Origin of the sequence: Blautia sp. AF14-40 (genome assembly GCF_003479665.1) — a bacterium.
Taxonomy (GTDB): Bacteria; Bacillota; Clostridia; order Lachnospirales; family Lachnospiraceae; genus Fusicatenibacter; species Fusicatenibacter saccharivorans.
The window spans coordinates 1-25,901 of sequence record NZ_QUHK01000027.1 but is presented as its reverse complement, the minus strand read 5'-3'; the positions used below and the strand labels follow the sequence as shown (position 1 = coordinate 25,901).

Genomic DNA, 25,901 nt, shown 5'->3' with positions numbered 1-25,901 from the left:
ATTTTAGTATAAGATTCAGAAAAAAACGGAAAAACGATATTTTTCTGACATTTTAGGGGTTTCTGAAGAAGCAGATACAGCAAAAACGAGGTATGGAGGAGAAAAAATGACCGAGCAGAAATTAAAAGAGCTTCTGGCCGACATGACGCTGGAAGAAAAAGTGAACCAGATGAGCCAGGTGGTGGGTGCCTTCTTCAATAAAGATATGGACATCACAGCCATGGGACCGATGGCGGATAAAGGCTTTACGCCGGAAAATGTTGCGCTTTCCGGTTCCATCCTGGGCAGCATGGGCGCAGAAACGTTAAAGAAAATCCAGAAGGATTTTGTGGAGCAGCACCCGCATCACATCCCGATGCTGTTCATGCTGGATGTCATCAACGGCTTCAAGACTATTTTCCCGATTCCGCTGGGACAGGGCGCAACGTTTGAACCGGAGCTCTCCGAAAAGTGTGCGGCAGTTGCTGCAAAAGAGGCAGCCGTTTCCGGCCTTCACGTAACCTTCGCACCGATGACCGACCTGGTCCGCGATGCAAGATGGGGCCGTGTCATGGAGTCTACCGGTGAGGATCCGTATCTGAACGGTCTGTTCTGTGCCGGAATGGTACGCGGATTCCAGGGAGACGATCTGAAGGAGCCGTACAAGATTGCTTCCTGTGTGAAGCATTTCGCAGGCTATGGTGCTCCGACAGCAGGAAGAGACTACAATACGGTAGAGCTTTCCGAGCATACCTTCCGTGACTTCTATCTGCCGTCCTACAAAGCCGGCATCGATGCAGGAGCAGCGATGGTAATGACTTCCTTCAACACGGTAAACGGTGTTCCGGCAACCGGAAACAAGAAACTGATGCGCGGCATTCTGCGTGACGAGATGGGATTTGACGGCGTTCTGATTTCCGACTGGGCGGCAATCGAGGAGATTATTTACCACGGCTACTGCGCAGACCGTGAGGAGGCAGCTGTCCGCTCCGCCGAGGCAGGCGTTGACATTGATATGATGACCGGTATTTACTGCGAAAACCTGTGCCGTCTTGTAAGAGAGGGCAAGATTTCCGAGGATCTGATCAATGAGTCCTGCATGCGTATTCTGGAACTGAAAAACAAACTGGGACTGTTTGAAAATCCGTATAAAGACGCAGACGAGACGAAAGAAAAAGAGGTAATTCTCTGCAAAGAGCACCGCGCCCTGGCAAGAGAAGCCGCAAGAAAATCGTTTGTACTGCTGAAAAACGAAGAGAAAATCCTGCCGCTTGGCAAGGAGAAAAAAATTGCCTGGGTCGGACCGTATGTCCACAGCAGAAACCTGATGGGCGCCTGGTCCTTCATCGGAGATGCAAAGGATGTGACAAATCTGGAAGAGGCCGTAAAAGCGCAGGCAGATACGACAAACATGAGCTTCCATGCAGGTTCCCCGATGCTCGGCTCCGACATCCGTCTGGAGGGCTTCGGTGAAGCGATGGAGCAGTCCCATACACCGGAGGAAGAGGAGGCAATGCTTCTTGAGGCTGTAAATGCAGCAAAGGAGGCCGAGGTTGTCGTTCTTGCGATCGGTGAGGACCGTCTGCAGTCCGGCGAGGCAACCAGCAACGCGAACATCCGCATCCCGGAAATCCAGCAGAGACTGCTTGAGCGCGTTTCAGAAGTCAATGAAAACGTTGTCGTTGTTCTCTTCAACGGCCGTCCGCTCGACCTGCGCGATGTCGTATCGAAAGCAAAAGCCGTTCTTGAAGTATGGATGCCGGGTACCGAGGGTGCCAATGCAATCGCAGATGTTGTTTTCGGCGCATACGCTCCAAGCGGTAAGCTGACCATGAGCTTCCCGTACTCTGTAGGCCAGGTGCCGGTTCACTACAACGAGTATTCCACCGGAAGACCGCATGTGCCGGGCAAAGACAAAGACCGCTTCCGCTCCAAATACCTCGATATCCCGAACGCACCACTGTTCCCGTTCGGATATGGCCTTGGCTACACCAGCTTTGCAATTTCAGATGTGAAACTGGACAAGGCAGAGCTTGGCATGGAAGATGAGATTAAAGCCTCCGTAACCGTGAAAAACACCGGCGATACAAAGGGAACCGAGACCGTACAGCTTTACATCCACGACGTAGCCGCATCCGTGGTACGCCCGGTGAAAGAGCTGAAAGATTTCTGCAAGGTAACCCTTCAGCCGGGAGAAGAAACCGAAGTCATCTTCAAAATCACAGAAGAAGAGCTTCGCTTCCTGACAGAAAATGAGCGTGTAGAAAGTGAAAACGGTGCTTTCGAAGTCTTCATCGGAAGCGACAGCACGACAGAGAATAAGGCAGAATTTGTGCTGAAAAAATAAGAAGCAATACTGGGATGTAGCGTAAGCGGAATCAAGATGGGGGTCTGAATCGCTACGGAAAGATAAAAGAAAAGCCAGCCACAAAAAGCGAAAAGAATTTTGCTTTTACGGCTGGCTTTTTTCTGCCGGTACCGTATTGACCCTTCTGTTAAAACAAAGTAAAATAGAAATTGGTATTGGGACGAAAGAGAGGAAAAGAAATGGGGTACTTAGGAAACAAGTTACAGGGGAAATACCACAAAGACACATTCCAGACCGCCGTCAACATGGCGTGGCCGGCGATCGTGGAGTCGTTTTTTATTGCATTTGCGGGTCTTGTGGATTCGCTGATGGTAAGCTCGCTTGGCTCTTACGCAGTTGCCGCGGTCGGCCTGACGACACAGCCGAAGCTGCTTGGCCTGGCGTTTTTCTTTGCACTGAATGTGTCGATTTCCGCCCTTGTTGCGCGGCGGCGAGGGGAACAAAGACAGAGTGCGGCGAATGAGACTCTGGTAACTGCGCTTGTATTTATTATCCTTGCGGCAGCTGCATTCAGTGTTGGATTTGTGGCGTTTGCAAGTCCGATCATCCATCTGTGCGGCTCAACGGCGGAGACGCATAACGGCGCAGTAACATATTTCCGTATCATCATGGGCGGTATGATTTTTAACTGTATCCAGATGGGGATCAACTCGGCACAGCGCGGTGCGGGCAATACAAAAATCACGATGCGCACAAATGTAACATCAAATACGATTAATATTATTCTGAATTATCTTCTGATCAACGGCCATTTCGGGTTCCCGGCACTCGGCATTCAGGGTGCGGCACTGGCAACCGTCACAGGAACGGTTGTCGGATGTGTGATGAGCATCCTTTCCATCACAAAGCAAGACGGATTCCTGAATCTTGGCTATATTCTGAAGAACAAAATTAAACCGACGATTGCAGCGTTCATCAGCCTGGTCAGGGTCGGGTACAGTGTGTTTTTCGAGCAGGTTTTCATGCGGATCGGCTTTATGATGACGGCGATCATGGCGGCCAAACAGGGAACCGATGCGATGGCGGCACACCAGGTCGGCATGAATATTATGTCGCTTTCGTTTGCGTTCGGCGATGGCCTCCAGTCCGCAGCGGTTGCACTGATCGGCCGGAGCCTTGGCGCAAAAAAGCCGGATCTTGCGAAAGAGTACGGCAGAACGTGCCGTCTGATCGGCGCGGGCATCGCAGTATGCCTCGTTGCCATTTATCTTTTCGGCGGAAGATGGCTGTACAGCCTGTTTTTTGAAGAACAGCATATCATTGAAATCGGTGTCAGCATCATCCATGTCATTATCTTCGTCGTCATTTTCCAGATCTGTCAGGTTATTTACATGGGATGCCTGCGCGGTGCGGGAGATACGCTCTATACGGCAGTTGCATCTATGATCAGCGTTACATTTATTCGTACGATCGTTTCGTATCTCGGCGGTTACACGCTGGGGCTTGGCATCGTCGGAATCTGGTTCGGCGTGCTGGCGGATCAGATGTCACGGTTTATCTTTGCAACGATCCGCTTTAAACAGGGAAAATGGGTGAAAATTAAGATTTAATCGAATCAAGCAGCGAAGCGGATTGCGAATATCCGCTTGACGTAACGATTCAGAGCCATGCGAAATGGTACTCTGAATCATTACCAATATAAAACTAAAACAGGAGGAAGCAAAACGATGTACAAATTTGACAGAGAAGCCTATGACAGGCGGATGGAGTGGTACCGCGACGCCCGTTTCGGCATGTTTATCCACTGGGGGCTTTATGCCATCCCGGCGCGCGGAGAATGGGTGCGGAGTACCGAGCAGATTCCAAAAGAAGATTACATGAAATATTTTGAGGAGTTCAATCCGGTTGATTTCGAGCCGCGGAAATGGGCCAAGGCGGCGAAAGAGGCCGGTATGAAATACGTGGTTCTGACTGCCAAGCATCACGATGGATTCTGCCTCTTCGACAGCCAGTATACCGATTTCAAATCCACCAACACGAAATGCGGCCGCGACCTCGTTGCAGAGTACGTTGATGCCGTCCGCGCAGAAGGACTGAAGGTTGGTTTGTATTTCTCCCTGCTCGACTGGTTCCACGACGATTTCCCACATTACGGTGACCGGAACCACCCGATGCGGAACAACCCGGCATACAAAAACGATGACCGCGATTTCGACCGCTACCTGACCTACATGCACAATCAGGTACGCGAGATCTGCACAAACTACGGAAAGCTCGATGTGCTGTGGTTTGACTTTTCCTACGATACGCTGCGCGGCGAAGCATGGAAAGCGACGGAGCTGATCAATATGGTGCGGAAGCTCCAGCCGGATGTCATCATCGACAACCGTCTCGAGGTGAGCGGAGAGGGCTACGGTTCTCTGGCGGCCGGAAATCCGACCCCGTACCACGGCGACTTTGTGAGCCCGGAGCAGATGATTCCGCCGAATGGCATCCAGGATGTAAATGGAAACGATATCGCCTGGGAATCCTGCGTTACGATGAACAATCACTGGGGCTATTGTGCCAATGACCACTTCTTCAAACCGGCACCGATGCTGATCAAAAAGCTGGTCGAGTGTGTATCGAAGGGTGGAAACCTGCTTTTGAACGTCGGCCCGGACGCCAGGGGAAATATCCCGGAGGAGTCGATCGAACGGCTGGCTGAGATTGGAAAGTGGATGAAGAAAAACGGAGAGAGCATTTACGGCTGCGGAAAAGCCGGTATTGAGAAACCGGACTTTGGCCGTGTGACGCGCCACGGAAACCATCTGTATTTTCATGTCTATGAAAATACCGTTGGGCCGTTGCCGCTGCCCGGCGTGAAAAAAGAAGAAATCCAGGCGATCCGCTACGTCGCAACCGGCGCGGAAATCCCGGTTTCCACAAGCTGGGTACACAGCGATTATCCGACCATGGCATTCGCCGATCTCGGCGAAGACCCAGTATTGCCGGATGGAGTCGATACAGTCATCGATGTGATTCTGAAAAAGTAGAGGGTAAAATCGGATTTGATCCTGGAGCGTGTCTGAAAAAGCATTTCCGCAATCTGCAGGCTTCACTTTGCGGTATCTTTTTTTTCAGACACGCTCTAAAAGTCTTACAAGTTCTTACAAAATTCTGTATTTTTCGTTCCGCTGATTGACAGTTCTGGCAGAAGAATGCATACTGAAAAAAACACAAGATCACAGTCCGTGCTTCGAAATTTAACCGAATCAAGCAAGTAGCGAAGCGGATTGCGAAGATCCGCCTGACTCCTTTTCCTGCGCAGGGAAGGATAAGAGCTTTCGGAGTGAGAAAAGGGCAGTCTGTTTTTAGAAACGAAGCAAGAGAATCACAGTTTCGTTTTACAAGAAAAAAAGAGGGGGAATAAAACATGATTCGTCTGAACCACGTCAGCAAAATTTACGGCGATGGAAGCAAAAAAGCCGTCGATGATCTTTCCTGGGATATCGAAGATGGAAAGATCACCGGATTTATCGGCCCAAACGGAGCCGGGAAAACGACAACATTAAAAATGATCACCGGTATCCTTGCGCCGTCCGAAGGAACGATTGAAATCAATGGAAAAGATATTCAGAAGGATCCGCTCGAAGCCAAGCGCCAGTTCGGCTTTGTGCCCGATGACCCGGATGCGTTTCTTCGCGTCAGGGGAATTGAATACCTGAATTTCATGGCAGATATCTACGGTGTCGGAACGGAAGAACGTCAGCGTTTTATCGAAGAAACCGCAAAACGCTTTGAGATGGAAGAGAACCTTTCGAGCCGTATCATGAGCTACTCGCATGGCATGCGTCAGAAAATCATGGTGATGGGCGCACTGATCCACAAGCCGCCGGTCTGGATTCTCGATGAGCCGCTGACCGGCCTTGACCCGCGCTCCGCGCACGAGCTCAAACAGATGATGCGTGAACACGCCGATGCCGGAAACGCCGTGCTGTTTTCCACCCATGTGCTGGAAGTAGCGGAAAAACTCTGCGACCGCATCGCCATTATCCATCACGGCCGCCAGGTATACCTGGGTACCCTGGAAGAATTAAAAGCGGCCTATCCGGATCAGACACTTGAAAATATCTTTCTGGAGATCACCGAACATGCGTAACTTATGGATTCTCACCCGTTTCCTTCTGAAAAGCGGACCAGGAAAAAGCAATCAGAAGAGCGGAAAAAAGAAAGCATTTTCGGACGGAGGACGTATCGTTGTATACCTTCTGCTTGGTGTCTGCCTCCTTCCCGTGTCGGTCTTACTGTTTCTTCTGGGATATTCCGGCTATACCTTCCTGCAGCCGCTCGGGCTGGAAACCCTGCTGATCGAGTTCGTCTGTGCCATTGGCATGATGGTCATTTTCTTCTATGGCCTGCCGCTGTTTCTGAGCGAGTATTACATGGACTCTGACCTCGTAAAGCTTTTGCCGCTGCCGTTTACCCCGGCGCAGATTGTCGGTGCGAAAGGCTTCTGCTGTCTGCTGAACGAATACTATCTTATTGTACTGCTGTTCTTTCCGTTTCTGTTAGGGTACGGGATCAGCGCCAAAATGGGCATTTTTTACTGGATCAATATGATCCTCGCCTGCCTTATTTTCCCGGTTGTGCCGCTCGTCTACGCCGCAGTTTTGACGATGCTCGTGATGCGTCTTTTCAAAAATATCCGAAACAAGGATTTCTTAAGCTACCTCGGATTCGCCGCATCCCTGATTTTTGCGATTGGCATCAACGTATTTTCGCGCAGTATCGGAAATTTTGAAATGCAGGATATCATGAACCTGATGGAAAGCCAGAAGGGCACTCTGCGCGCCTTCCGGACCATTTTTCCGAACCTGCCCCTGATGACCGGAAGCCTTGCAGATGCATCCTTTCTCAAAATGATACTCTACATCGCTACAACCGCCGTCATCCTTGCTGTCTTTTTCGCCCTCGCCTGGAAAATCTACCTCCCGGCTGTCCTCGGCATGAGCGAGACCACCAGCGAAAAACGCATTTTATCCAAAGAAGAAGTGACCCGAACCGTCAAAAGCAAAAATCCGGTCCGCACCTACGCGATGATTGAATGGAAAAAACTGTACCGCACACCGGCCTGGTTCATGAATTGTGTTCTGATGCCTCTCATCTGGCCGGTCTTCATGCTTGGTATTGCCCTCATTTCAATCATTTCCAGCCTTGGCATGGCTAAAACCACTGGCCTTTGGAACCGGCTTGTTGCCGATGGCACCATATTCCGCCTCCTGAAAGGGGAACTGCCCGTCGCAGTTGCCGTCCTTACCGCCGCCGGAATCGCCGTCATGACGTCCATGTTCTGCGTGATCTCCGCCACAGCGATGTCCCGAAAGGGCAGCGAATACATCTATATGAAATGCATTCCGATGAGCTATCACGACCAGATTCGTGCCATGCTGGTAAGCGGCATCCTGATCAGTCTCCTTGGCACCTTGCCGTACGCTCTGGTCCTCAACATGATTGCTGTCGTCTTCGGTCTGCACCCGGCGACCCTTCTTTACACCACGGCGATCACGGTTTTATTTACCCTGTTCGTCAACTATGAACAGCTCCTTTTTGACCTTGCATTTCCGAAATTAAACTGGGAAAACGAAACCGCCGCCATAAAATCCAACAACCGCTCCCTGATCTCCGTCCTCATCGACCTCACCGTCGGCGCAATCCTGATCGGAGCCGGCTACCTGCTGTACGGAAAACTTCACCTCAACATCCACATCACCACGAGCGTGATGATTCTGCTTACCGCAGTCCTGACCTTCGCCATGCGAACCGCCCTTTTTAAATGGGGCGTTCAAGTGATGGAACATCTGGAAAGCGCTTAACAGTTTCGAGACATAATAACAATATTAAAATGTGATAGAAAAGAGATTTCAGCCAATGTGCGGATCTCTTTTTTTTGCGCTCCTTTCCAATTTCGCTGTGTATTTTCTTTTATCGATTATGCTTCATTGTACTACTAAAAGACCTGTGTGGGCAATCCATTGCCGCCATTCCCCGAAAATTTTAAAAGACGGACAAAAAACAGAGGATTTCTCTCTGCATTTTGTCCGTCTCTCTACAATGTATTTATTGGATTCTCCGTTTACAAAAATGATTTCGGAAATGATGAACTAATTCATCGCCTCACCCTTCAGCAGTCTGCTGATGTGCTTGTACAGAAGCATGGTTACCAGTGATACCACAACACCTTTGATGATATTAAACGGTACAACGGCAAACAGAACAAAGGTCGGAAGGCTTGTAATTGCTTTGTTGACTGCGGATCCCATTCCCACAAGGGCATCCATCGGCATTCCAAAGGCTGCTGCATAAGCCGGAAGCAGTACAAAAGCGTTCAGAAGACCGCCGGCTGCTGCCAGAAATACAGTTCCGACTGCCATACCGATCATGGCATTTTTCTTTGTTTTCTGTGTTTTGTAGATCCATGCGGCCGGCATAACATACGCGCAGCCGATCAGGAAGTTTGCTACTTCGCCAACACCTGCGGTGGTACTTCCTTTCATGACAAGGTTCAGCAGAATCTTAATCAGCTCAATCGCAGCTCCGGCAAGAGGTCCCATCGCAAAGGCTCCGATCAGCACCGGAACTTCGCTTAAATCAATCTTGTAGAAACTCGGGGCAAACGGAAGCGGGATGTCAAAAAACATCAATACGACTGCGGCGGCGCCGAGCATTGCCACCTGTACCATGTAACGGGTTTTTCCGATTTGCGACATCTTTGATGTCTGTTTTGCTGTTGTCTGTGCATTCATAACTGCATTTCTCCTTTTTTCTGGAGATCTTGACCGGTTCTGCCGGAAGTAACGAGTCCAAATACGCTCCACGAATTTGAACTTGTTTTCGCGGCAGTCGCCAAGGTCTCGTGCAAGCACGGACTTTGGCTCGTTGCCCGCGAAAAAAAGTGCCCTGAATTCCTTTTCTTGAATTCAGGGCACCAAAAATATTTCCATGCAAATAAACTTTATTTCGTCTTCTTTCATCCAGACTTTAACTGTTGGTCCCGGAGTTGCACCGAGTCAGCCGCTGTTTGATATCGCAGCGGGTCGCGGACTATACCGCCAGTAGGGAATCACACCCTGCCCTGAAGATCTCCGTATTTTGTTTTTACAGGAATATTTTATTCATATTCACACAATTTGTCAATACTTTTTTCAGACAATACATGATCTGGTTAGTTTGCTACGCCCATCTGAATTTTTCCTGTGCTCTTATTTTTCAGCACACGCAGATAGCAGATCCGCATATCTCCCTTCAGGACAAGACGGATCTCAGATACGCCGTCCGTCTGCGGTCTGTCTGCGAGGGAAATTTCAACATCCTCATAAACCGGCTCGCGGTACCGGTTGCGCTCTTTTACTTCTTCCTCCGCATAGCGGTCCAGTTTCGGGGCGCTGCGGAACTCACAGGTTCTTGTGTCACCGGTAAAGCTTCCCATCGAAACACCGTCCACAAAGGCTTCCACACTGCCGCCGCGTTCACTCTTCACATGAAGCGCCAGAACAGCAGCATCGGAAAGATCACAGTCACGGTAAACGAGAACACCTTCTTTCGTCTCATCCTGCACGCGGACTGCCTTGAAATTGAAGTGGCCTTCCGTCAGATACATGTTCTCGTAATCATCGTAGTGGTCTGCCGCGGTAAATGCACTCAGATCGCGTACTCCCCTTTTTCCGCCCGGAATAAAGATTTCTGCGGAAACGGCTTTATCCTTGCAGGATGCGCCCGCATAGATTTCATACGTTCCTTCTTCTACCATCAGTCTGCGGCTGATGACATCGTAGAAGCGAAGCTCCTCCACCGGGATTTCCAGTGCGATGTGTCTCGTCTCGCCCGGGGCAATGTTTTTCACACGGACAAAATCAAGCAGCTGGCAGATTGGTTTCTTTACGCAGGATTCCAGAGCGGAACCGTAGATCTGGACAACCTCGTCGCTTGCGGTATCGCCGGTGTTCTTTACATCGAGGGAAATCTGCAGCAGGCGGTCGTCTTTTAAGGAAACCTTATAGTTCTCATACGCAAATGTGGTATACGTCAGGCCATAGCCGAATGGATACAATACCTTCCCGTCGAAATAGCGGTACGTTCTTTTTCCTTTGATGATGTCGTAATCGTCAATGTCCGGCAGCTGATCGATACTCTCATACCAGGTCATATTCAGACGGCCGGCCGGTGCATAGATTCCAAGCACAGCCTCTGCCATTGCGCTTCCCATATCCTGGCTTCCCGTTGCAGACATGATGATCGCCGGCAGTTTTTCCATCGCTTTCTGAAGTGTGTACGGATAATTCGTAAACAGCACCAGAACGGTATTCGGATTGACCTCTGCGATCCGGTCAAGCAGCATCTCCTGCTCCTCTGGCAGCTCCAGTGTGTTGCGGTCGATCTCCTCTTTCGCATTGATCACGGAGTTACAGCCGAGCGCAAGTAAAACCTGCTTTTTGCCCCGGACTGCAGCAACTGCTTTTTCAATTCCGTTTTCGACAACCTCCATCGTAATCGGAATTCCCTCCGTCTGCTCGAAGGAGAAAAATCCCTCTGCATCCTTATAAACCGGGTAATGGAAACGGTTGGTCAGCACAACGCTGCCATCCTCCTGCGGCTCCACGTGGAAAATCTCCATCACGAACCAGTCGAAGGCTTCCTCCCGGTCTGCCGCAATCTGTCCCATTTTCGGCTTTTCTCCCTGCGACTCTGAGAGTCTTGCACCGAGGTATTTTCCGGTACGGACACTCTTGAACGTATAGCTTCCCTCACCCCAGTATTCCTTGATAAACACATCTGGCTCATCTGCCATCTGAAGTGTTCCGTCTTCTGCTACGGCAAGACCTTTTCCATCACAGCGGAAAACAACGCGATCCAGACCATCCGCGAATGTAATGTTCTCCTGCTTCAGTACTTCCATCCCCTGCAGGAAGGTTGTGCGGTATGGTGCCGTTCCGCCGTACCAGTCCTGATACCATGCATCACCAAGCGGTCCGACAATGGCAATATCTTCTGCTTTCAGGGCTTTGTCAAGTGGCAGCGCTCCGTTCTCATTTTTCAGAAGTACGATCGATTCGCGGCTCAGCTCTTTACAGATTTCACGTGCCTTCGGGGAATCGATATCGTCCTCGGTCACACGGTCATACGGATTCAGATTTTCCCGATCATAAACGCCGAGACGAAGCTTCGTCTCCATCATACAGCGAATAGAGCGGTCCATATCCTCTTCTTTCAGAATGCCAAGCTCATATGCCTCGCGTGCCGCCTGCTCTACCATACGCGGATCGTCAGACATGGCATCCACACCGGCTTTCAGCGCCGTTGCGATCGTCTCCGCATGCTGTCCGAAATAGTGATGCAGATTCACGACAAGTCCCATCGCACCGCCGTCGCTGACAACGTGACGGAGACCGTACTGTTTTTTCAGAATATCGGTCACTTCCGGATTCAGGATACCGATCGTTCCGTTGATCTTGTTATATGCCGTCATAATGCCCTCTGCGCCGCCATCCTCAATACATCTGCGGAATGGCTCCAGATACAGCTCATATTTGTTCCGCGGGTCAATGGAAGAATTTTTCCATCCGCGGCCGACCTCTGTGTTGTTTCCATAGAAATGCTTTAAGGTTGCTGCACAGCGCAGATACTTCGGATCATCACCCTGCATTCCCCGGATATAAGCACCGGCCATTTTTCCGGTCAGCACAGGATCCTCTCCGTAACCTTCTTCGTTTCTTCCCCATCTCGGATCGCGCTCAAGATCAACGGTCGGAGCCCATCTGCTGAGTCCATGGCCCTGGTGACGGTGCCATACAACGCGTGCTTCTGTTCCGGTCACTTCACCGGCCTTTTTGATCAGCTCCGGATCCCACGATGCGCTCATACCAATCGGCTGTGGGAAAGATGTTGTCACATCCGGTTTTCCAAGTCCGTTCTGATCGTTTCTTCCCTCAACGCCGTGTGCCGCCTCACCGCCTACCGATACGCCGGGAATGCCAAGGCGTGGCAGATCCGGCGAAGAGCTGGCGAGGTATCTCAGTTTTTCTTCGACCGTCATTTCTTTTAACAGCCAGTCGATTCTTTCCTGATCCGTCAGTGATGCATCCCAGAACGGTGTGTTTTTGTTTACCTGAAACTCCTTCTTTTCTGTCATTTTTCAAAAACCTCCCGATGATTTTGTCTCATGAAATTGTTTGCAGATTTTCCATATACTGTTATCTTTTTACAATGTTTCACATTTCCCATTACTGTCGCTGTATTTTAAAACATGGCCTGACATTTAATAATATCAGACCATGTTTTTGTGCCGCCTTCCGTTCAACGGCAAAACCTTATGTTTTTATGTTTTTGCTTTACTTACTCTACATCAACAAGTTTGGTAGCAAGGAACTCTGTCATAGCTTCTTCTGCATCTGCCAGACCATTGTCTGTCAGCTCCTGTACCATGCTCTCCCAGTTTGCATCAAACTCATCTTCTGTACCAGTTACGCACTTAACCAGTCCTGGCCATGCAATTTCATCCAGAATAGTCTGTTTCTCAGCAAGTTCCTGTGGCTGCTGATATGCCCACAGTGCAGAGTATGGAAGAAGATCGAACTCTTCCGGCTGTGCAAACATGTCGGTCAGCATCTCAAATCCCATCGCTTCGCATCCTTCTTTTTCTGCTGTATTGTAGTTTGCAATAACAGACTCTTTGGTAGTTGGAGTGTATGGGAATCCGTCTTCAGAGTAGGAACCTGTTCCGTAGATCGGGAATCCAGTGTAGTTGTCAATACCGGTATTCTTTGCATAATCCGGATCAGACTGAGCTTTTGCAACTTCTTCATCGGTACGATATGGCTGTCCGTCATCATCGAGGAAGTAGTTCTCGCCTTCGATACCCCAGTGATACAGGATCTGTCCTTCATCGGAGCACAGATAGTCAAGGAATTTGATGGCACGAACCGGATCTTCACAGCTCTTGGTAATTCCAATACCCCAGCCAACGGTAGTTCCCTGATACAGAAGGGCTTTTTCTACCTGATCTTCTCTTAAGGTTACAGGAAGTCCAACATAAGTCTGATCTACTTTTCCGTCTGCTACCAGAGTAGCTTCGCACTGGCTGTAATGCCACTCAGCATCGGTGATGGCAACAACACGGCCGCTGGCAACTTTTGCAATATAGTCATCATCTGTCTGCGTTGCAAAGTTCGGATCCAGGATACCTTCGTTGTACATACGGCACAGCCATTTGAAGTATTCTTTCTCTTCATCTGTTACATGTTTGTAATGTACGTTGTACTCGTCGTCAATGATCCACTGTCCATTATCCGGGGATGCATCAGCGATCAGTCCTGCCGGGTTTCCAAGGGTAATCATCCAGTGCCAGTCAGAAGCACTCATGGTGATACCGATCATATCCAGACCATCTTCTGTTTTTGGATGTGCTGCAAGATAGCTCTTGATCATTTTTTCATACTCATCCAGTGTCTTCGGATATTTATAATCGTTCTCTTTTAATGCAGCCCACTGAATCTGGCAGCTTCCGCCTGTTGTCAGGGTTTTCTGGTTTACACCTGCGTAGGAAAGCTGATAGATTCCAGGATCATCCTGGCTCCATTTCAGTTTTTCCATCTCTGCTCCGTACATTTTTTTGATGTTTGGACCATATTTTTCAATCAGGTCTGTCATATCAATCAGCGCGCCTGCCTGATACAAATCCGTTGCTGAGCCTTTTGCATAAATCATGTCCGGATACTCATCATTTGCGATCATCAGCGCAACATCTTCTTTTGCATCACCCTGGGATGCTACCGGATAGGAAACATCAAGTGTAACGCCTGTTGCCTCTGTGATTGCTTTTGCTACCGGGTTATCCCAGTTGCCGTTTTTACCATCAGCGTTAAAATACTCAAAGGTAATCGGAGATTTGTCATCTGCATCATCTGCTGTCTCGCCTGAAGAACTTGCCTCTGCCGCTGATCCAGTCTCTGTGCTGGACCCTCCCTTGCTGCTGCCACTGTCGGAACCGCATCCTGCGAGCATTCCGGCCACCATAGCAGATACTAACATGAGTGATACTACTTTTCTTTTCATAAAAGCCCTCCTTAAAATGGTTTATGTCATCCTGCACTCTTTCTTTCGCCTGGCAGGAATAAACATCATCTTTTTCTAAAAATTTTTTAATACTGTTTTTTATCAGTCTTTAACAGAACCAAGTGTCATACCGCCGATAAAGTATTTCTGAAGGAACGGATATACAATAACGATCGGCACAGTTGCTACAATCGTTACGGCCATACGTACGGACATTGGTGTTACGGCCGTCTGTACATTGGTTCCTGCATGAACGTCCATTTTCATGGTCGCCTGGTTCATAATCTCATACAGTTTGTACTGCAGAGTCGGGAGTTTTTTCGCATACAGGTAAGTATCCATGAAGGAGTTCCACTGTCCTACTGCATAGTACAGACCTACGGTTGCGATAACCGGTTTGCAAAGCGGCATAACGACTTTATACCAGATCTGAAAATCGTTTGCTCCGTCGAGCTTTGCTGCCTCCTGCAGAGCCATCGGCAGTCCGTCGATATAAGAGCGGACCAGAATCATATTATAAACCCACATCAGACCAGGCAGAATGTATACCATGAAGTTATTGCCCAGCTTTAAGGTACGGATAATCAGAAGGTATTCCGGAATCATTCCGCCACCGACATACATGGTAACAACGAACAGAAGCTGAAATGGTTTGCGGAGTACGAAGTCTCTGCGGCTTAATGTGTAAGCAACCATCGAGGTACATACAATACCTACGATTGTTCCGATGATGGTTCTTGCTACAGAAATCACAGCCGGCATTGCAATGCCGCCGTCTTTAAATACATATTTATAGTTGCTTAATGTAAACTTTCTCGGAATGATGAAGTTTACATTCTTAATGGTATCCGTAGAATCGTTGAACGAAATCGCCAGTACGTTCAGGAACGGATAAATGGTGATGATGACGAGGAATACGAAGATTACCGCCAGTACGTAGTCAAATTTTTTTGCTTTCTTGTTCATATTCGCGTCCTCCTACATAAGTTTATCTTCGCCTACCAGACCGGCAATCTTATTGGCGATCAGCAGCAGGGTAACGCTGACTGCAGACTGGAATACACCGATTGCGGTACCAAGACCGTAGTTGCTGTTTCCGATACCTCTCTTATAAGAGAACCAGGAAAGTACCATCGTGTGATCCTCAACCAGCGGGTTACTAAGAAGCATCTGACGCTCCATACCTACGTTCAGGGCGCCACCGATACTCATAATCAGCAGTACGATGATGGTCGGTCGGATACCCGGCAGAGTGATGTGCCAGATCTTCTGCAGACGGCTTGCACCGTCCATATCAGCGGCCTCGTAAAGACCAGGATCAATACCTGCCATGGCGGACAGATAAATAATTGCGTTCCAGCCAACCTCTTTCCAGCAGTTAATCAGGATAATGGTTACCCAGATAAGCGGTGAGTTGGAACTCATCAGGTGCAGGTTCTTGCCGAAGATACTGTCAACAACACCGCCGTCGTTGAAAATATTCTTTGCAATACTTGCAATAATAACCCAGGATACAAAGTGCGGCAGATAAGAAATGGTCTGCGTTACTTTTTTGAACTTCATAAAGAACATCTCGTTCAGAAGAACCGCAAATGCGATTGCTGCGATCGTTCCAACCGCGATGTCAAGGAAGCTTACTCCCAATGTGTTGATTAATGTCTGTGTGAACAGACGGTCTTTGAATGCATCTGTAAAATTTTGAAATCCAACCCAGGTTCTCTCCCAGATCGGAAGTGCAAATGTCGCAGGTTTTACCTCCTGAAATGCCATGGTCCATCCCCACAGCGGAATGTACTTGAAGATAATCAGCCAGATTACAAATGGTACTGACATCACAAGCAGCCAACGCTGTTTCCACAAGATTGCAGGGGTAATTTTCTCTCCTTTTTTCTTTTTCATTTTTTCCTTCGCCATACTCCCCATCCTTTCCGTTGTTTTGTGCGTTTTTATTACGCATTTTCTTTGATTATTTGTGATATTTACATCATATCAAATAAAATCCCCGTTTGATATTGTGTATTTTGTCCACTTATATTGACTTTTTTTATCTTTTTCCACATTTTCAGTTGCTATGGCAGGCATTTTTACTAATTTATATGCGTTTGTTTTTATTTTTTACACCAGCTTACAATTCTACCAATCAGTGTTTTTTTTGTAAAAAAAGCAGGAAAACGTAATGGGGGATTACATTTTAAGAAAAATGTCAGTTTTTTATCCAAATAATCTCCGTTTTCTCTGCTATGATAAACACCATAGAACCAAGAGGGGAAAAACGAGATGAGCCAATACAACATATTAGTCGTAGACGACGACCGGGAAATCGTAAGATCTCTCGGCAAACTATTAGAACTGGAAGGCTACAGGGTAAAAAAAGCCTACAACGGCATGGAGGCACTCGACATCCTCATGACCGAACAGATCCATCTGATCCTGCTCGATGTCATGATGCCCAAAATGAACGGCCTTTCCGCCCTGATGAAAATAAGAGAAAAAAACAACATCCCGATTATCATGCTTTCCGCGAAAACCGAAGAGAGCGATAAAGTCATCGGACTTTCGATGGGCGCCGATGATTACGTGACAAAGCCGTATAATACCGCCGAACTCATGGCCCGTGTTAAATCCCAGCTCCGCCGTTACTTCTCCTTAGGCGCCGCAAACGGAACCACACAAAGCCAGGATATCCTGAAAAACGGCGGTCTGCTGCTGAACCGAAACACCAAAGAACTCCTGGTGGACGGTGAACCTGTTCGCCTGACCGCAACCGAGTACAAAATTATGGAGCTTCTGATGGAGCATCCCGGCTATGTATTCTCAGCCGAAGAAATCTACAGCCAGGTCTGGCAGGAGGATGCTTACAGCGTAGAAAATACCGTCATGGTTCATATCCGGCGCATTCGTGAGAAAATCGAAATTACGCCGAAAAATCCAAAATATTTAAAGGTGGTGTGGGGAATTGGATACAAAATTGAAAAAATTAACGGAGACTGAAAAACGCATCCTGCTGTGGATGCTTCTCGATCTTTCTATGGTACTGATTTTGTGCGGAAAGCTTCTGCGGAAATGGGCCAGTGAATTCGAATGGGGAATGTGGCGCAACATCGAATGGGGTATCGGCATTGGAGTGACGGTAGTCGGCGTTTTGGGCATAGCCGCAGCCTTGTATCTGGTATGGAAATTCCGAAAAAATACCGGGAACTCGAAAATGACTGCTTTTGCCGGCAGTGAACCGGAAAAAGCGGGAAAAACAGCAAAAAGCAGCGAAGGGGCAGCCGCAGATAAGTCCGAGACAGATGAAATAGAAAAATCCCGGCAGATGCAGTTTGAGGCAAGAGCCGCTGCGGAAGCAGAGAAAGAGCAGCTGTTTCTGAAAAAATCCGAAAAGGTGCCAAATGAGCTTCTGGTTCTTGTCGGAGGATTTGCTTTTTTCGGATGGCTTCAGCCGCTCCGGCACAGCTATGCCAGATACCGCATTGTTGCCGAATGGGGTACTGTAATAGAGTGTGTGCAGACAGGTCTTCTGTTTTTTGGAATCTGTGGCGTTTTCCTTCTCAGTGCCGGCATTCTTGTCTGTCGCTATGAAAAGAAACAACTGAGAGAAATGTCCTTTTTTTGCAGAGAAAGGAAGCGTTACAGAGATCGGACCAGCCTGGAACGGCAGCTTGCCGGTCAGAGTAAATGGCCGTTCCGTGTGGCACTGATTGCGGAACTTCTAATCGTGATTACCATGATCACCGGACTGATAAACGGAATGGATGGCGAGGTACTGTTTGTCATTCTTCTTGGGCTGACCACGCTGATTTTAATTCTGTTTGCCTGGAAAACATACCGCAGTCGCCTGAACCGGGAGATGGGTCTTTTGATGGAACAGATCCATACGATGGCAGAAGGCAGCATGGAAAGCCGGATCCATGAAATATCCGAAAAATCTCTGCTGTATCCGGCATTTGCAGAGCTGGAAAATATTGAGAGCGCTATGCAGAAGAGCGTAGAAAAACAGATGCAGGCGGAGCGTCTCAAAATTGACCTGATTACCAATGTATCGCACGATCTGAAAACACCGCTCACCTCGATGGTCGGCTATACGGATCTTCTGAAAAAAGAGGATCTGACACCGGCGGCACAGGATTACGTCGAAGTGATTTCTGTGAAACAGGAACAGCTAAAGGAGATGATCCAAAGCCTCTTCGAGCTCTCCAAATCGACAAGCGGAACCGAAAAATTCCAGATGGAAAAAATGGATATGAAACGGTTGATCGAGCAGACCCTCGCCGATATGGACGATGCGATTGCGCAGAGCAATCTGTCGTTTCGCACGGCGCTCGGAGATGAGCCGCTTCCGTTCCTTGGGGATAATGGGAAAATGTACCGCGTGATACAGAATCTCGTGGAAAATATCCTGAAATACAGCCTTTGCGGAACGAGAGTTTACATTGACGCAGGGAAGGAAAACGGGGAGATTTTCGTGACGATGAAAAACATTTCCGCCTATGAGATGAATTTTGAAGCGGAGGAAATGATGGAACGCTTTGTGCGCGGCGACGAATCACGGACGAGCGAGGGGCACGGCCTTGGCCTTGCGATTGCATCAAGCTACACGGCCAACATGGGCGGCCGCATGGAGCTTGCGGCAGACGGCGATCTGTTTAAAGTCATCCTGCGTTTCCCGGAGGCAGGCGAGGATTCTGCAGCGGGAGAAACAGCCACAAAAACCTGACTTGCATAAGAATGAGACAGAAGCGGGATTGCAGCAGGAAGGATCTGCAGAAGGATTCTGAGAGAGTATGTAATCCCCAGGAGGAAAAAAATGGAGACAATCAGTATTATCATACCATGCTACAACGAAGAGGAAGCAATTCCGGTTTACTACGAGACGATGGTACGTCAGATGAATGAGATGGAAGAACAGCAGAAGGTTCAGTTCGAGCTGATCTTTGTTGACGACGGCTCGAAGGATCACAGTCTGTTTGAGATGCGCCGGCTTGCGCAGAAGGATATGCGCTGCCGTTACCTCTCGTTTTCGAGAAATTTCGGAAAAGAGGCAGCCATGTACGCCGGACTGCAGGCGGCTAAAGGCGATTACGTAACGGTGATGGATGTCGACCTTCAGGATCCGCCGTTCCTTCTTCCGAAAATGTACGCGATGCTGCAGAGCGGTACCTGTGACTGTGTGGCGGCACGCCGGAGCTCGCGGGAGGGCGAGGGAAAAATCAAATCCTTCTTATCAAATGCCTTCTACAGTGTGATAAACCGCCTTTCCAAAACAGAGATCGTAAGCGGTGCAAGGGACTACCGCCTGATGAGCCGCAAAATGGTGGATGCCGTGCTGGAAATGAGTGAGTACAACCGCTTTTCCAAAGGAATTTTCGGATGGGTCGGCTTTCACACAGAATGGCTGGAATTTGAGCATGAGGATCGCTGCGCCGGAACATCAAAGTGGCCACTTCGAAAGCTCCTTGCGTACTCAATCGACGGCATCACAGGTTTTTCCGTAGCCCCGCTGTCACTCGCATCCGTCATGGGCGTGCTCTTTTTCCTGATTTCGATGATTCTGATCGTGTTCATTATCGTAAGAACGTTGCTGTTCGGCGATCCCGTTGCGGGCTGGCCGTCGATGGCATGCATCCTTTTTCTGGTGAGCGGTGTACAGCTTTTCTGCACGGGCATTGTAGGCATTTATCTTTCCAAGACATATCTTGAAACAAAGCACCGTCCGATCTATCTTTTAAAGGAGACGAGTGAAGAGACGGTCAAGATGCACAGTGTGCAGCCGGTGAAAAAGCAGGAGAGTGCTGCAAAGAGAAGAAAAGATGCCCATACGGCAGAAAAGAAAAATGTGTATTTTCCAGAGTATGCCGACAAACGCCATGCTTCTGAAAGAGGAGAAATCCGGGCATGAAAAAGGAAATCTTAAAGGAAATAAGAGAGCCGGGGAAATCACGGAAAAAGAAAGGTCAGCCGAAAGGACGGCGGAACGGCTTTTTGGAAGGTCTTACCGGAAAGGATTTTACGGCGGCTGGTCTGTTTTTCTTTTCTTTGCTTTTGTGCCGGCTGTTCGTCCTGCAATACGGCGTATTCGGCTCCTCGATTGACTGGATCAGCCAGCACAGCACCCTTGCCGATTACTTCCGAAAGCGGTTTTACGCGACCGGAAACCTCTTCCCGGATTTCGCATGGAATCTGGGAGGAGGTCAGAATATTTACCGTTTTGCCTACTACGGACTGCTGAGTCCGACCATGCTGTTATCCTACCTTTTCCCGTTCATCCCGATGGACCTGTGGGTGATGGGTTCCTCCGCGCTGCTGTATGCGGCGGATGCAGTGCTTTTTTATCGATGGATCAGCAAAAAGGGTCTGCATTACGGCAACTGTCTTTTTACATCACTTTTCTTTACGTGTTCTACCGCACTTCTATATCATTCCTATAATCAGCTTATGTTTGTCAATTATATGCCGTTTCTGCTGCTGGCTCTGCTGGGCGTGGACCGCCATTTTCAGAAGAGAAAGAGCGGTCTGCTGATTCTTTCCGTTCTTGGGATGATTCTGACCAGCTTTTATTTTTCGGTCGGCGGGCTGCTTGCGCTCACGGCGTATGCGGTGACGGAGTATTTGAAATGCGGTACAGAAAATGCTGCGTATGAAGCGGAACAGGAGAATCGAAAAGTGTCGCGGAATCAAAAGGCCGGGGCAGAGAAAAAGCAGAGGGCAGGTGAAAAATCTTCAGGAACAGTTGAAGCTTTGGCGGGTTTGCGGAGCTTTTTTGGCGCAGCAATCCGCTTTGCGCTTCCGGTCCTCGCAGGAATCCTTCTTTCCGGTATTCTGCTGATCCCATCGGCTGCCGCCCTGTTCGGCAGCAGCGGCGAGGGCGGACGCGGCACCGCAGCGGGCGGCATCGCAGGACTTTTTACCGATCCGGCGATGTGGAAACCGCAGTTTCTGATCCTGCGTCTCTGCTACACGCCGTACGGCATTGGCCTCTCCGCATTTGCGGGGGTGGCGCTTTTGGGCAGAGCGATCGGAAAGAGCCGGTTGCGTGAGAAACTGTTGTCCTTCCTTTTGCTGGTATTCTTTTGTATTCCCCTGTTCGGCTATCTGCTGAACGGCGGCCTGTACAGCAAAGATAAAGTATTCATCCCGTTTCTTCCGGTCCTCTGTGCAGAAGTCGGGCTTTATGTGGAAAACCAGCTTGTCCGGAAGCGGGAGTGTGGAAAAAATCGAAGCACCGGGAATTTTAAGCGCAAAGTCATGACAGAGCTGCGAGAATTGCTTCCGTACCTCATAGTTCTGATTCTGATGTGGAATGCAAAGCAAGAGACATACTTTGAACCATACTGGCATCTCGGCATACTGGATGTGATTTGTGTGACTGCGTGCTATCTGGCATGGCGGTGGTTTCCGGCAAAAAAACGGCTGCGGGGCAGAGAGCTTCCGTTTCTGCCGCTCGTCTTTAGTGCTGTGATTCTTGCATTTGCCGGAAAAGCAATCAATCAGGAAAAGCATGTGATGATCCCGCGTAAAACGTATGAAGCTCTGACGGACAGCAAGATTGCAGCGGCAATCCGCGAGATCCGTGCGGAGGATCCCGGCTGGTACCGTATGGAGCAGTATGGAGACGGCGGACAGAACCTTGCGAACGTCAACCGGATATGGGATATTGGACAGAATGTTTCGACGATTTATTCCTCGGCATACAATGCAGAATATAAGAAATTCCGGGACGAGACGTATGGGATTAATGAAGCCTTCCGCAACCGCATGATGCAGACGGTTTCCGATGATCCGCTGTTCTGGCAGTTCATGGGAGTGAAATATATTCTGGCAGAAACACGGCCGGAGGGGTATGAACTGTACCGGGATTACGGGGACTTTCAGGTTTATCGTGCCATATCCGCAGCGCCGGTTGCCTACGTGACAGACCAGGTGGTTTCCGAGACGGAATACAAATCATTACCTTATCCGCAGAACCAGGAAATACTGGAGACGGCAGCCGTGATCCCGGATCAGGAAATGCGGAAGACAACAGCGGCAATCCCGGATCAGGAAAAATCGGCGAAATCTGTGGATAATTTCAGAGCCGCTGCAGATTCAGATACAAAGAATGGTTCTGTAGGACCCCTGTTTCACAGTTGTTTTCAGAAAGTAAACCTTGAAATTCCAGAGACCGATCAGGAAGATCTGCGCATTCAGAAGACAGCGGACGGATATGAGATTGAGACGAAAAAATCCGTGACCGTCTCAGCAACGCTGCCGGGTGCCGCAGAGGGAGCAACGCTGCTCGCCGTTTCTTTCGAGGTGGAGAATCAGAAAGCGAGTCATGATATGTTTATCCGCATCAACGGCCAGACCAACCGCCTGACCGGCATCAACCATACGTATGCCAATGGGAATACACAGTTTAACTATCTTGTAACGATGAAAGAAGATGGAACCGTATTCATTCGGATGGGAAAAGGCCATTATATCCTGAAAAATTTTGAGACATGGACTGGTATGGCACAGCCGTTGGAAAAAACGGAGCAGCTGTACAGTCAGGCGGTTACCCTGATTGGCGGAACAACAGCAACATACGGCGGCGATGGCATCACAGGCGTGGTTTCCGCGGAAAGAGACGGATACCTCATCACCAGCATTCCATACGATGAAAATTTTGTGCTGAAAGTGGATGGGAAAGAAACACTGCTGTTCCGCGCAAACACGGCATTTCTCGGCGCAAAAATCCCATCAGGCGAGCACAAAATTGTTCTTGTGTACCATGCGCCCGGACGGACGGCTGGCAGTTGGTGCAGCCTGATGGGAGGAATGCTGGCACTCATCCTTGTGATCTGTGAAAAAAAGAAACAGCAAAACGGCAGCGAACGGGCAGGAGAGAGCAAAATGTTGCAAAAACAGCGGAAATATTATATCATCAGAGTGTAAAAATAGTTGTAGTGACACTTGGTGGAATGGAGCATATCTTTACAGCCGCAGGAAGAACTGGCAGCGTTTGCCCGTTTTGGAAACGCCGTTGCAAGCCTTTGTGTGGAGAAAAAAGGTGCTAGAGCGTGTCTGAAAAATCATTTCCGCAATCTGCAAGCTCCACTTTGCGGTATATTTTACCCTCATTCGGTTGCCGTAGCCCGCTACGCCGCCCTTATTCGGATAAAATCTCCCACGAACTGGGACTCGCAGCTCACGAAAAGCCTTTTTCAGACACGCTCTATTCCGGCCATGCCGGATCTGGCACAGGTAGAAAAAAGACTGGGGGATAAGAAATGGAATTAAGAGAGCAGTTAAATGGAATCCAGCATGTCGGTATTCCGACCAACGATATTGAGATGACGATTGCGTTTTATGAAAAGCTTGGATTTGAAATTGCATTCCGCACCGTAAATGAGGCGGCGGATGAGAAAGTGGCATTCTTAAAGCTTGGAACACTTGTGATCGAAACGTACGAAAACAAAGCTGCAGCACTGAAACCCGGAGCAATCGACCATGTGGCGATTGACGTAAAGAATATTGAAAAGGTTCACGAAATGATTACCGGGGCCGGTCTGAATACGACGCAGGATGAAGTACATTTCCTTCCGTTCTGGGAAAATGGCGTCCGTTTCTTCACGATCGAAGGACCAAATAAAGAAAAAGTGGAATTCAGCCAGTATTTGTAACGATTCCAAGCCATGCGAAATGGAAGAAAAATCGCGAATCATGCTTGCATGAATATCCGTTTGACCAGCAAAGCCTCTGCCGGAAAGCAAAATTTTTGCCCGGCAGAGGCTTTTTTACTTACTCTGAAACAAATACTACCGGATAGTCAAAAAAGCGCAAATTATCCCTATAGAGTAAAGGAGATGCAAAATTTATCTGCAGTTACAAAAACGGGGTGGAGTTTTTATGGAAACAGGGCAGGAAATCATTGTGCTTTCTGCACGTGAGTGGTAAAATAGAATAGATAATATATAATCTGTTTTGAATAAAAACAGGATATTTTAGATAACATATAATCTGTAACAAGAAGGGGAAAAAATGGAACAATTTATATGGGAAACTCCGGAAGAACTGGATCAAAAACTTGCGCAGCGAGTGAGAAAAATCAGAAAGAGACGTTCAATTACGCAGGAAAAATTAGCATCTATAAGCGGAGTGAGTTACGGCTCAATCAAAAGATTCGAAACGACAGGACAAATTTCCCTGTTATCTTTAACGAAAATTGCAATCGCACTGGATCTTGCAGATGAGCTCAGAAATATTTTCACGCAGGTACCGTATAAAGATATTCAGGAGGTTATCAATGAAACAAGATAAAGTACTGCAGGTGTGTTATGAGGATCAAACGGTGGGAACATTAGCTATGACGGCAGACCACAAAGTGGCATTTCAGTACAGTGATGAATGGCTGGAAACCGGATTTTCGATCAACCCATTTTCATTGCCTTTGCAAAAACAGGTATTTGTTCCAGTTAAGGATCATTTTGAAGGATTATTTGGGGTTTTTGCGGACAGTCTTCCAGATCATTGGGGCAGATTACTGTTGGATCGCCTGTTACGGGCACATAAACAAAATCCGGATGAACTGACCGTACTGGATCGTCTGGCGATTGTGGGCACATCGGGGATGGGAGCGTTGACATATCACCCGGAAAAGAATTTTCCAGAGGAGCAGAGCAGTGCAGATCTGGACAAACTGGCGGAAGAGTGTCAAAAGATACTGAATACAGAGTATTCGGATAAACTGGACGAATTGTATCTGCTGGGAGGTACCATCGGCGGAGCAAGACCTAAAATCATGACACCCATTGATAATGAAGAATGGATTATCAAATTTCCAGCGCATGTGGACGGAAAAGATGCAGGAAAAATGGAATATGACTATTCCTGCTGTGCCAAGGCCTGCGGAATTATGATGAGTGAAACGAGATTGTTTCCATCAGAAAAATGTAAAGGATATTTTGGAACTAAAAGGTTTGACAGGAGAAACTGTTTGAAAGGGAAAAAGAAAGTGCACATGTTGACGACAGCTGCAATTCTGGAATTGGATTTTGAGCAGCCAAGTCTGGACTATCATGGATTAATGAAACTGACAAAAATCATGACACGCAATTGCGATGAAGATGTTGAAAATATGTTCCGCCGAATGTGTTTCAATGTTTTTGCACATAACAGAGATGATCATTCGAAGAACTTCACGTATTTGTACGAAGCAGACGAAGATAAATGGCATTTAAGTCCGGCATATGATCTTACTTACAGTAATACGTATTATGGCGAACATACTACGTCAGTAGATGGAAATGGAAGAAATCCAGGCAGAAAAGAGTTACTGGCGGTAGGAACTGGTGCAGGGATGAAAAAGACAAGGTGTGAAGAGATCATAGACGAAATTGAGAAAAAAGTAAAGGAAATGTTGGAAGAATATCTTTTGGGTAAGTGATTCTCTTTGCATTCAAAAAATTTTAAACAGCAAGTTATTAACAGTTAAATAAAAAAGAGTTGCCAGACAAATGAACTGAACCGCTCCCCGTCAAGTAGACAATTGAAAAAATATAAA

At 48.2% G+C, this 25,901-nt stretch carries 19 protein-coding genes and 1 riboswitch; of the genes, 13 read left to right on the top strand and 6 right to left on the bottom strand.

Features of this window, described 5'->3' with window-relative positions; translation table 11 throughout:
* Positions 1-106 precede the first annotated feature (106 nt).
* From bglX to DWW13_RS14960, 5 genes are all read left to right on the top strand, one after another.
* On the top strand, positions 107-2,326 hold the full coding sequence (gene bglX, locus DWW13_RS14980) for a beta-glucosidase BglX (RefSeq protein ID WP_117761459.1): 2,220 nt from the start codon (positions 107-109) through the stop codon (positions 2,324-2,326).
* A 200-nt stretch (positions 2,327-2,526) separates the two neighbouring features.
* Positions 2,527-3,897: an MATE family efflux transporter gene (locus tag DWW13_RS14975; RefSeq protein ID WP_117510371.1), complete on the top strand. Its 1,371-nt coding sequence runs from the start codon at positions 2,527-2,529 to the stop codon at positions 3,895-3,897.
* A gap of 117 nt (positions 3,898-4,014) precedes the next feature.
* Complete coding sequence (locus tag DWW13_RS14970; RefSeq protein ID WP_117510370.1) at positions 4,015-5,322, top strand: alpha-L-fucosidase; 1,308 nt, start codon at positions 4,015-4,017, stop codon at positions 5,320-5,322.
* Between the two features lie 380 nt (positions 5,323-5,702).
* Positions 5,703-6,428, top strand: coding sequence for an ABC transporter ATP-binding protein (locus tag DWW13_RS14965; protein ID WP_055221955.1), 726 nt, complete (start codon positions 5,703-5,705; stop codon positions 6,426-6,428).
* Complete coding sequence (locus DWW13_RS14960; protein ID WP_055227821.1) at positions 6,421-8,142, top strand: putative ABC transporter permease subunit; 1,722 nt, start codon at positions 6,421-6,423, stop codon at positions 8,140-8,142. The genes DWW13_RS14965 and DWW13_RS14960 overlap by 8 nt, the downstream gene beginning before the upstream one ends.
* A 288-nt stretch (positions 8,143-8,430) precedes the next feature.
* Here DWW13_RS14960 and DWW13_RS14950 read toward each other — a convergent pair whose 3' ends face one another.
* From DWW13_RS14950 to DWW13_RS14930, 5 genes are all read right to left on the bottom strand, one after another.
* On the bottom strand, positions 8,431-9,072 hold the full coding sequence (locus tag DWW13_RS14950) for an ECF transporter S component (RefSeq protein WP_022461231.1): 642 nt from the start codon (positions 9,070-9,072) through the stop codon (positions 8,431-8,433).
* Between the two features lie 212 nt (positions 9,073-9,284).
* Positions 9,285-9,413: riboswitch (FMN riboswitch) on the bottom strand.
* 78 nt (positions 9,414-9,491) lie between these two features.
* A complete protein-coding gene (locus DWW13_RS14945; RefSeq protein ID WP_118720470.1) occupies positions 9,492-12,455 on the bottom strand; it encodes a beta-glucosidase in 2,964 nt (987 codons plus the stop codon).
* Between the two features lie 203 nt (positions 12,456-12,658).
* On the bottom strand, positions 12,659-14,377 hold the full coding sequence (locus tag DWW13_RS14940) for an extracellular solute-binding protein (RefSeq protein WP_055266893.1): 1,719 nt from the start codon (positions 14,375-14,377) through the stop codon (positions 12,659-12,661).
* Positions 14,378-14,479: 102 nt separating this feature from the next.
* A complete protein-coding gene (locus tag DWW13_RS14935) occupies positions 14,480-15,343 on the bottom strand; it encodes a carbohydrate ABC transporter permease (protein WP_117812981.1) in 864 nt (287 codons plus the stop codon).
* 12 nt (positions 15,344-15,355) lie between these two features.
* Entirely contained in the window at positions 15,356-16,291 is a 936-nt protein-coding gene (locus DWW13_RS14930; RefSeq protein ID WP_226906422.1) for an ABC transporter permease, read from the bottom strand.
* A 363-nt stretch (positions 16,292-16,654) separates the two neighbouring features.
* Here DWW13_RS14930 and DWW13_RS14925 point away from each other — a divergent pair, with 363 nt between their 5' ends.
* The 4 genes from DWW13_RS14925 to DWW13_RS14910 all read left to right on the top strand — a co-directional run bounded on the left by DWW13_RS14925 (position 16,655) and on the right by DWW13_RS14910 (position 23,293).
* Complete coding sequence (locus DWW13_RS14925; protein ID WP_118595913.1) at positions 16,655-17,368, top strand: response regulator transcription factor; 714 nt, start codon at positions 16,655-16,657, stop codon at positions 17,366-17,368.
* Positions 17,334-19,094 (top strand): sensor histidine kinase, encoded by a 1,761-nt coding sequence (locus DWW13_RS14920; protein ID WP_118720468.1) that lies wholly within the window; start codon positions 17,334-17,336, stop codon positions 19,092-19,094. The genes DWW13_RS14925 and DWW13_RS14920 overlap by 35 nt, the downstream gene beginning before the upstream one ends.
* Before the next feature lie 90 nt (positions 19,095-19,184).
* A complete protein-coding gene (locus DWW13_RS14915) occupies positions 19,185-20,276 on the top strand; it encodes a glycosyltransferase family 2 protein (RefSeq protein ID WP_082424926.1) in 1,092 nt (363 codons plus the stop codon).
* A complete protein-coding gene (locus DWW13_RS14910) occupies positions 20,273-23,293 on the top strand; it encodes a YfhO family protein (protein WP_118720466.1) in 3,021 nt (1,006 codons plus the stop codon). The genes DWW13_RS14915 and DWW13_RS14910 overlap by 4 nt, the downstream gene beginning before the upstream one ends.
* 39 nt (positions 23,294-23,332) lie before the next feature.
* On the opposite strand, the gene DWW13_RS20060 is transcribed toward DWW13_RS14910, so the two are convergent.
* Positions 23,333-23,545, bottom strand: a complete 213-nt coding sequence (locus tag DWW13_RS20060; RefSeq protein ID WP_306665944.1) for a DUF6783 domain-containing protein — start codon at positions 23,543-23,545, stop codon at positions 23,333-23,335.
* Here DWW13_RS20060 and DWW13_RS20055 point away from each other — a divergent pair.
* The 4 genes from DWW13_RS20055 (at position 23,465) to DWW13_RS14890 (ending at position 25,784) form a co-directional block, all read left to right on the top strand.
* Positions 23,465-23,638, top strand: coding sequence for a DUF6783 domain-containing protein (locus DWW13_RS20055; RefSeq protein ID WP_308054139.1), 174 nt, complete (start codon positions 23,465-23,467; stop codon positions 23,636-23,638). The genes DWW13_RS20060 and DWW13_RS20055 overlap by 81 nt on opposite strands.
* Positions 23,629-24,021 (top strand): VOC family protein, encoded by a 393-nt coding sequence (locus tag DWW13_RS14900; protein ID WP_055227805.1) that lies wholly within the window; start codon positions 23,629-23,631, stop codon positions 24,019-24,021. Before DWW13_RS20055 ends, DWW13_RS14900 begins: the two co-directional genes overlap by 10 nt.
* Positions 24,022-24,379: 358 nt before the next feature.
* Positions 24,380-24,658 (top strand): helix-turn-helix domain-containing protein, encoded by a 279-nt coding sequence (locus tag DWW13_RS14895; RefSeq protein ID WP_055227803.1) that lies wholly within the window; start codon positions 24,380-24,382, stop codon positions 24,656-24,658.
* Complete coding sequence (locus DWW13_RS14890) at positions 24,645-25,784, top strand: type II toxin-antitoxin system HipA family toxin (protein ID WP_117812988.1); 1,140 nt, start codon at positions 24,645-24,647, stop codon at positions 25,782-25,784. Before DWW13_RS14895 ends, DWW13_RS14890 begins: the two co-directional genes overlap by 14 nt.
* The last annotated feature ends 117 nt before the right edge of the window (positions 25,785-25,901 follow it).